Consider the following 8,628-nt stretch of genomic DNA (forward strand, 5'->3'; position numbering starts at 1 on the left):
CGGCCTGCCCCGCCGCAGGCCGTGGCGCCCGCTGGTCCGCTGGAAAGACGTTCATCGAAACGCCGTTCGCGGCGCAGTAAGCCCGAACGGCGGCGACGAACCGCTTCCCCAGGTCCGCAAGCTTCCGGTCACCGACGCCCTTGACGCGCTTCATTTCCACGAGACCGCCGGGGCGCACGCGCGCGATCTCGCGCAGCGTCGCGTCCGAGAAGACGACGTACGCCGGCACGTCTCGCTCTTCCGCGATCTTCCGGCGCAGGAGGCGAAGCTGCTCGAAGAGATCGCGGTCGACGCCTGCCCAGCCGGATTCTCCGGCGGCCGCCTCCGCCTCGCCCGGCCGGCAAACATCGCAGGCGCCGCAGTTCTCGGTCTCCAACGTCTGGCCGAAGTAGCGCGAGAGCGCGACATGCCGGCAGACGGGAGACTCGCAGAAGTTGCGCATGTCTCGTACCAGGGCGCGCTGTGCCTGAAGCACCTCCGGCGAGGACTCGCTCTGGCCGAGGATGAAGCTCCAGCGGTTTGAGTCCGCGGGCGAGAAGAGCATCACGCACTCGGCCTCCAGGCCGTCGCGGCCAGCCCTCCCCGTCTCCTGCTGGTAGTGCTCGATCGATTTCGGCATGGCGGCATGGATTACACAGCGGACGTTGCTGCGGTCGATGCCCATGCCGAAGGCGACCGTCGCCACCACCACGTCTAGCTCCTCGGCAGCAAACGCCTCCTGGGTGCGCGTCCGCTCGACCGCCGTCATCCCGGCGTGATAGGCGCCAGCCTTGATGCCCTGCGAGCGTAGGAAGGCGGCCATCTCTTCCGTCTCTTTGCGGCTGATGCAGTACACGATCACTGCTTCGCCAGGATGGCGGCCGAGGGTCTCGAGCACCTGGCGGGCCGGGTCCTCACGCCGCACAATCCGGTAATCGAGGTTCGGACGGTCAAAGCGGCCTACCAGGACGGCAGGGCCACGCAGACCCAGCTGCACCGCGATATCGCCGCGGACGCGCGGCGTGGCGGTAGCGGTGTAGGCATGGATCGAAGCCTGAGGGAAGGCGCGTCGCAGCTCGCGCAGGCGCCGATACTCCGGGCGAAAATCGTGGCCCCACTGGCTGATGCAGTGCGCCTCGTCGATGTGGAAGGCCCTCACGTCCGCCCTGCGCGCCGCTGCCAGAAACGACGAGGTCAGCAGCCGCTCCGGAGCGACGAAGACCAGGCGCAGGGAGCCGTTGAGCATCTCACGCAGCACCCGGGACCTCTCCTCGTCGTTCATGCCGCTGTGCAGGGCGGCAGCCGGGTAACCTGCGGCCTGGAGCGCGTCCACCTGGTCCTTCATCAGGGAGATGAGGGGCGAAACGACGATGTCCGTGCGTCCCGCCACGGCGGCGGGCGCCTGGTAGCAGAGGGACTTGCCGCCTCCGGTAGGCAAGACTACGAGCGAGTCACGGCCGGACAGGGCGGCGGCGATGGCTTCCTGTTGCAGAGGGCGAAGCTGGTCGAAGCCCCAGTATTTTCGCAGCACGGCGGCGAGGGCCGGTCCGACCGAGTCATCCACCGCGAGTTGCGCCATCCGGCCCACCTTCCGACTAGCCCGCCACAAGCACGTTTGTTCTATCGCGAGGGCCGTGGTTGTGTCAATAGGCGCTTCCGGCCGCCTTCAGAGCGCGCTCGCGCGCGGAGGCGTCAGGTTACGGAGCCGGGCCTTCAGCTGCGCCAGCGCAGCTCATAGACGTGCACGGGCTCGTCCGAGCCCTCATAGGCGCCGGCGTCGCGAGCGGCGAACAGGAACCCCTTGCCCGTAACCAGCTGCCGGACGACATCGGTGACCAGCACTTCGCCCGGGACCGCTGCGTTGCCGATCAGGGCCGCGCGCTGGCCGGCCACGCCCAGTCCCGAGGCGCCGGCGACTACCTGGTCCACGGCGTCGACGCCTATCCGCAGCCCGGCGGGGTCGCCCTGGGTGGTAAAGACGTTCTGGATGTCCACCGCCGTCTCGAGCGCCATCTGGGCCGAACGGAAGGCGGCAATGTAGCCTTCGCCGCCCGGCCCGAAGCGCAACCCTCCGCGGGCGCGCGTCATTTCGCGAAGAGTTGCCTCGTAGCTCGGGCCGGGCTGCTCTACCTTCATATAAAGCAGCACCTGGAGCGCCTCGCCCCCGTCGTCCCGGGCCGTAGTGCCTGCCTCCTGGCCCAAGAAGGAGAGGATCGCGTCCGTCGTCTCGTCCAGGTAGGCCAGGGGCAACGCGCCGCGCACCATCACCAGGCTCACGTTCGGGATGCGCGCCGCCACCTCGCGCCAGGGGTCATCGGAGAACGCGCCCCGAGCCGTGTCCACCACGATCAGGGTCGGGCAGGCGATCCTCTCCGGAAGGTCGCTGACATCGATCTGGCTGTAGTCGTCCTGAAAGCGGCGAATGGTCTCCGGAGTCATGGACTCGTTATAGACGGCGGCGAGTTGCCGGGCGAGTTCTGGATTGTCGAAGCGCACGGCCCTGTTCGTGACCGTGCTCAGGTATCCCCACCAGTCCTCCGCCGCCATCTCCCTGTAGGCCGCCATCGCCCTGATAGCGCGCTCGTTGAAGTAGTCGGTACCTCTCAAGTGAGGCCTGAAGAGGATCAGGTTGGAAACGCGGTCCGGGTTGCGCGCAGCGTACGCCATGCCAGCGAAGCCCCCGGTGAAGTGAGAGAGGAGGTTGACCTTGTCGACACCACTGGCCTCGATGACGGCCTGGAGGTCCGACAGTTGCGCTTCCAGGCTGAAGTCGGCGATGCCGCGCTGGGAGAGGCCGGTGCCGCGCGCATCGTACTGGATGTGCGTGAAGCGCGCAGCCAGGCGCTCGAGTTGCCTGCGGAACGGCTCGATGCGCTGATAGCCCTGGGCATGGTCCCAGAGCCCCCCTGTGATGCGCACCAGCGGTGGGCCCGAACCGAGGACGGTGTAGGCGATGCTGAGCCCGTCGGCCGTGGTCGCGTAGCGCAGCCAGGAGTCCATGTCCCTCAATTCTATAGGGGTTCCGGGGGCCAGGGCTCGTGACGCGGCGCACAGTCGCTCACCCGGGGACCGGGCACGCTCGTATATACTCGAAAGCGAAGTCCAGGGAGGAGGTCGCGTGGCGGTCGAGACGGACGATTTCAGCAGGCGCATAGCCGCGGAGTCCGGCTTCGTGGAAGCAATCCGCACCGAGGTCGCGAAGGTCATCGTCGGCCAGAAGTATCTGATTGACCGCCTGCTTATCGCCCTGCTCTGCGACGGCCACATCCTCATCGAAGGCGTGCCGGGGCTGGCCAAGACCCTCTCGGTGCACACTCTGGCTCACACCATCGGCGCCAGCTTCGTGCGGATCCAGTTCACGCCTGACCTGCTGCCAGCGGACGTCACAGGCACGCAGATCTATAACCCCCAGGACGGGCAGTTCCACACCCGGCGCGGCCCCATCTTCGCGAACATCGTCCTCGCGGACGAAGTGAACCGCGCGCCCGCAAAGGTGCAATCCGCCCTCCTGGAGGCGATGCAGGAACGACAGGTGAGCATTGGCGGCGAGACCTACCCGCTGCCGCAGCCGTTCATGGTGCTCGCGACCCAAAACCCGATCGAGTCCGAGGGCACCTATCCGCTGCCCGAAGCGCAACTGGACCGCTTCATGCTCAAGGCCGTCGTGGACTACCCCTCCCGGCAGGAAGAACGCCAGATCCTGGAGCGCTTCGAGAGCGGACTGACCCCGCACGAAGTCCGCCAGGTAGTGTCGATCGACGAGTTGCTGGCGGCCCGCAACGCGGTGACGCAGGTCAGCCTGAACGACGCCCTGCGCGACTACGTCGTACACCTTGTCCAGGCCTCGCGCCATCCGAAGGTCTACCGGCTAGACGCGCTGGCGCCGCTCATTGCCTTCGGCGCTTCTCCCCGCGCGACCATCTACCTGGCCCAGGCCGCGAAGGCGCACGCCTTCATCAACGGCCGCGCCTACGTCACCCCGGACGACGTAAAGGCCGTCGCCCGCGACGTCCTCCGTCACCGCGTCATCATCACCTACGAGGCCGAAGCCGAGGAACTGACCAGCGACGACATCGTCAACCGCATCCTCGAAGGAGTCGCCGTCCCGTGAGCCCGCGTGCCCGAGCGGCCTCATCACGCCGTGATGACCGGAAGGTCCACGAGCCAGGTGAGCTGGACAGTGCCCTGAAGGCCGTCGTCGATGACATACTCGCCGTCTACGATGCCGAAAAGGTCATCCTCTACGGCTCGGCGGCCGAGGGACGACCCTGGCATGACTTAGACCTTCTCGTGATTGCAGAGACCTCGGACCGCTTTCCAGAGCGACTCAAGAAGGTCGCGCTCGCAAAGAGCTACTGGACCCCTGCCGACATTCTCGTACTCACGCCGGATGAGCTCGACGAAGCGGTCGCGGAGAACCGCTATTTCATCGTCGAGGAAGTCCTGAAGAAGGGCACCACCGTCTATGACCGACCGGGATCCAAACGTCTGGATCCAGTTCGCTCTTGATGATCTCGCCTGGGCGAAGCATACGTCGCAAGGCGGATTCTTCTCGCGTACCTGTTTTGCGGCTCAACAGGCCGCCGAGAAGGCCCTCAAGGCTTATCTATTGGAAAGGACGCGAGACTACCCGCAACTGATATCGCTCCTGTCGTTAGCGGTCGAGCTAGACGCCAGGTTCGCGCAGCTCAAGCCTGATTGCGATGTCCTTGACGAATATTACCTGCCTTCACGATATCCCCTCGTCAGACCGAGCCGCACTTTCGAACTCGAAGACGCGCAGGACGCCATCGAGCGGGCTTCCCGCATAGTGAGTTTCGTCCGGGCAAGGCTTGCCTGAGAGGGCGCCAAGGCGCGAGACGCTCGACGCCTAAGACGCGCCACCTGGTCCCCTTCCCACCGCCCGCCCACTGTCGGACAATCGATGCGTCCATGCGCGCCCTCCTGGCCCCCTACGACAAGACCGGCCTCATCGACCTCGCCCGCGGCCTCGTCGACCTCGGCTGGGAACTCATCGCTACCGGCGGCACCGAGAAGGCCCTGCGCGACGCCGGCCTGCCGGTGCGCTCGGTGGCCGACGTCACCGGCTCGCCCGAGATCCTCGGCGGCCGGGTGAAGACGCTGCACCCGAAGCTGCACGGCGGCATACTCGCGCGACGCTCCGACCCATCCCACGCCGCGGAGCTCGCGGAACACGGCATCACTGCCATCGACCTCGTCGCCTGCAACCTCTATCCCTTCGAGGCGGCCACTTCCAGGGAGGGCGCCACTCTCGAGGACGCCCTCGAGAACATCGACATCGGCGGGCCGGCGATGCTCCGAGCCGCCGCGAAGAACTTCCCGGACGTCATACCCATCTGCGACCCGCGCGACTATCCCGGGGTCATCGATGCCCTCCGCGCCGGAGCGCTCGGCATCGAGGGCCGCAGGCGCCTCGCTGCCAAGGCGTTCCAGCATGTCGCCCTGTACGACACCCTGATCGCCTCCTACCTCCGCGATGACGCCAGCGACTGGCCAGAGGAGCTGACTGTCGGCCTGCGGCGCCGCATGAGGCTGCGCTACGGCGAAAACCCGCACCAGGCGGGCGCGCTGTACGAGGAGGTCGGTGTCAAAGGCGGCATCGTGCGGCTCAAGCAGCTACACGGTCCGGAGCTTTCTTACAACAACATCATGGACGCCGACGCCGCCTGGCGTTGCGCTTCCGACTTCGCCCAGCCCGCCATCGCCATCATCAAGCACAACACGCCTTGCGGCCTGGCGACCGGCGAGGAGCTGCCGGCAGTCTACGAACGGGCCCTCGCGGGCGACCCGATCAGCGCCTTCGGCGGCATCGTCGCCTGCAACCGCACTGTGGATGGATACCTGGGCCGCGCGATGCGCGCCAGCGTCAGCCCCAGCAGCGGCCAGCGCATGCGCTACGACGTCATTGTCGCCCCCGGCTATACAGAGCGCGCCCTGGAGGCGCTCACGCGCTGGCGTGACCTGCGCATCCTCGAGGTCCCGCCCGAGCCCGGGATGCCGTACGACCTCCGCCGCGTCGGCGGCGGCTTCCTGTTGCAGGAGCCCGACCGCCGTCCCGACGACGCTACGCTCGAGCTTAAGGTCGTGAGCAAGCGCCAGCCGACGGAAGAGGAGCTGCGGGACCTGCGCTTTGCCTGGCGCGCCTGCAAGCACGTGCGCTCGAACGCCATCGTGCTGGCGAAGGACAACGCCATGGTGGGCATGGGAGCCGGTCAGCCGAACCGCGTCACCAGCGTGCGGCTCGCTGTCGAGCGGGCCGGCGAGCGCGCCCGCGGCAGCGTCCTCGCCTCCGACGCCTTCTTCCCCTTCTTCGACGGCATGGCCCTGGCCGCCGCCGCCGGCGTCACGGCCGCGATCGCCCCCGGCGGCTCCGTCAACGACGCCGAGGTCATCGCCATCGCCGACGCCGCCAGCATGGCCCTCGTCTGGACTGGCGGCGAACGCCACTTCCGCCACTAAGGCAACGGGGGCCTGCAAACCTCCGAGCCAGGCAGCCAAGCAGTCTCGCCAGAATCGTCCCGAACGAATTCGCTCCGCGCTAATGGCCGGCGGCGAACGGAGAGTCACAGGCCTTGCGCGCCGCGGCGGGAGCCCAGAGCCAACGCTAGCCCTGGCCGCGCGGCCCGCAGCCCACAAGCCGACAATCCCGGCCGGCCGCCAGTTGACAGAGCAGCCCCAGGCCCCGAATATGTGTTCGCTAGCTTGACTGCGCAATTGACGGCTCCCGCATTCCCCCCCGCGCGCGGCCGGCGGCGCTGGCGTCTGCGCCCGGCACCGCGGTCGCCTGGACGGCTTGCGCACCTGGGGCTCCCGCCGCTCATCGCTAAGCTCCTGGAGCTGCGCGGCATCACCTCTGCCGCTGAAGCGCGCGTCTTCCTCGGCGGCAGCGATCTGCCGCGCCGCGACCCCTTCCTACTGCCCGGCCTGGACGCCGCCGTGCGGCGGCTCCGGGACGCCGTTCGCAACCGCGATCCAGTTGCCGTCTACGGGGACTTCGACGTCGACGGCATCACGTCCACGGCAACGCTCACGGAATCGATCAACGACCTCGGCGGCGTCGCCCGGCCCTACATCCCCAACCGAGAGCGCGAGGGCTACGGCCTCAACGTCGCGGCCATCGAGGCGCTGGCAGCAGCGGGCACGCGCCTGCTCGTGACCTGCGACTGCGGCACTACGAACGTCCTCGAGGTCGAGCGCGCCCGACAGCTCGGCGTCGACGTCATCGTCGTCGACCACCACACGCCGCCGGCCGCATTGCCGCCCGCCACGGCGCTCGTGAACCCCAAGCTGCCAACGTCCGCATATCCCTTCACGGAGTACGCGACCGCCGGCCTCGCCTACCGCCTGGCCGGCGTCCTGTACGAGGCCTGCGGCCGCCCGTTCCCCGCCGGACACTACCTCGACCTGGCCGCCCTCGGCACCGTGGCCGACCTCGTGCCGCTCGTGGACGAGAACCGCGACATTGTCCGCCGCGGCCTCGCGGCCATCGCGAGCACCTCGCGGCCGGGAGTGGCCGCCCTGCTCCGCGCCGCCGGCATCGCGCCCAAGGAGGTATCGTCCCAGGCGATTGCCTACGCTCTGGCCCCGCGCCTCAACGCCGCCGGCCGCCTCGAAGACGCCTCGGCCGCCCTGGAACTGCTCATGACCCCTGACGAGGCGAGGGCGGACGAGCTCGCCGCCCGGCTCGACGTCCTCAACCGCGAGCGCCAGGACATGACCCGCGCCGCCGAGGCGCTGGCCAGGGAGATGACGGAAGGGCTCGAAGCGCCGCTGACTTTCGTAGGTTCGCCGGGCTTTCACCAGGGCATCGTGGGGCTGGTGGCATCTAAGCTGGTCGAGAGCTTCGGCCGCCCGGCAGTGGTCTTCCACGTGGGCGAGACCCACAGCCGCGGCAGCTGCCGCAGCATCGCCGATTACGACATCGTCAGCGGGTTGCGCGCCTGCGCCGACCTCTTCGACCGCTTCGGCGGACACCGGCAGGCAGGCGGCTTCACCATCCGTAATGACCGCCTGCCGGAACTGCGTGACCGCCTCCTCGAGCACGCCGGCAGGGCCCTTGCAGGAGTGGAACTCGGTCCGAGCGTGGACATCGACGCCGAATGGGAGCTGGGCCGCGTCCGCGGACACGAGATCAAGTGGCTCTCCAGGCTGCAGCCGCACGGCATGGCGAATCCGGACCCGACTCTCCTTAGCCGGCGCGTACAGGTCCTGGAGTCGTGGACGGTCGGCGAAGACGGCCGCCACCTGCGCCTCAAGCTCAAGGACGGCCCCGTCACCTGGTCCGGAATCCTGTTCAACTGGGAGCAGGAGGCGCCTGCGGCTGGCTCTCTGGCGGACGTCGTCTACAGCTTCGCCGGCGACCGCTACGGCCCCGTCTATGCCGACGGCGGCAAGGCCCTCCAGCTCACCCTCGAGGACCTCGCGCCAGCCGGGTGACGGACAGGCGCCAGGCGGCGTCTTTCAGTGTCAACGCATCGGCGACAGCGCAGGCGCAGGCACGACGGCGCCCCGTCCGATGCGGGTTGTCTCGACGCCCTTCTTACGTGGCTCTCGCGCCTAGGGGCCGGGGTAAAGCTGGCGCGGGGGTCGCGGGCCACGGCCGCCGCCACCGCCCTGGCCGCCCCGGCC

7 protein-coding genes are annotated in these 8,628 nt (G+C 68.4%); 5 read left to right on the forward strand and 2 right to left on the reverse strand.

What is annotated here, in order from left to right:
- Together VNN10_14915 and VNN10_14920 are read right to left on the reverse strand one after the other, a co-directional pair.
- Positions 1-1,558: ATP-dependent DNA helicase RecQ (locus VNN10_14915; GenBank protein HXH23313.1), on the reverse strand; the 1,558-nt coding region annotated here is incomplete at its 3' end.
- A 134-nt stretch (positions 1,559-1,692) separates the two neighbouring features.
- Positions 1,693-2,979 (reverse strand): alpha/beta fold hydrolase, encoded by a 1,287-nt coding sequence (locus tag VNN10_14920; GenBank protein ID HXH23314.1) that lies wholly within the window; start codon positions 2,977-2,979, stop codon positions 1,693-1,695.
- 118 nt (positions 2,980-3,097) lie between these two features.
- On the opposite strand from VNN10_14920, the gene VNN10_14925 reads away from it, so the two are divergent.
- The 5 genes from VNN10_14925 to recJ all read left to right on the forward strand — a co-directional run bounded on the left by VNN10_14925 (position 3,098) and on the right by recJ (position 8,436).
- A complete protein-coding gene (locus tag VNN10_14925; GenBank protein HXH23315.1) occupies positions 3,098-4,090 on the forward strand; it encodes a MoxR family ATPase in 993 nt (330 codons plus the stop codon).
- On the forward strand, positions 4,087-4,488 hold the full coding sequence (locus VNN10_14930; protein ID HXH23316.1) for a nucleotidyltransferase domain-containing protein: 402 nt from the start codon (positions 4,087-4,089) through the stop codon (positions 4,486-4,488). The genes VNN10_14925 and VNN10_14930 overlap by 4 nt, the downstream gene beginning before the upstream one ends.
- Positions 4,445-4,819 (forward strand): HEPN domain-containing protein, encoded by a 375-nt coding sequence (locus VNN10_14935; GenBank protein HXH23317.1) that lies wholly within the window; start codon positions 4,445-4,447, stop codon positions 4,817-4,819. Before VNN10_14930 ends, VNN10_14935 begins: the two co-directional genes overlap by 44 nt.
- Positions 4,820-4,911: 92 nt before the next feature.
- Positions 4,912-6,459 carry a bifunctional phosphoribosylaminoimidazolecarboxamide formyltransferase/IMP cyclohydrolase gene (gene purH / locus VNN10_14940; protein HXH23318.1) on the forward strand — a complete coding sequence of 516 codons (1,548 nt, stop codon included), beginning with the start codon at positions 4,912-4,914 and terminating at the stop codon, positions 6,457-6,459.
- 255 nt (positions 6,460-6,714) lie between these two features.
- Positions 6,715-8,436, forward strand: a complete 1,722-nt coding sequence (gene recJ / locus VNN10_14945) for a single-stranded-DNA-specific exonuclease RecJ (GenBank protein ID HXH23319.1) — start codon at positions 6,715-6,717, stop codon at positions 8,434-8,436.
- Positions 8,437-8,628: the final 192 nt, after the last annotated feature.

It is taken from the genome of Dehalococcoidia bacterium (genome assembly GCA_035574915.1).
Lineage (GTDB): Bacteria > Chloroflexota > Dehalococcoidia > DSTF01 > WHTK01 > DATLYJ01.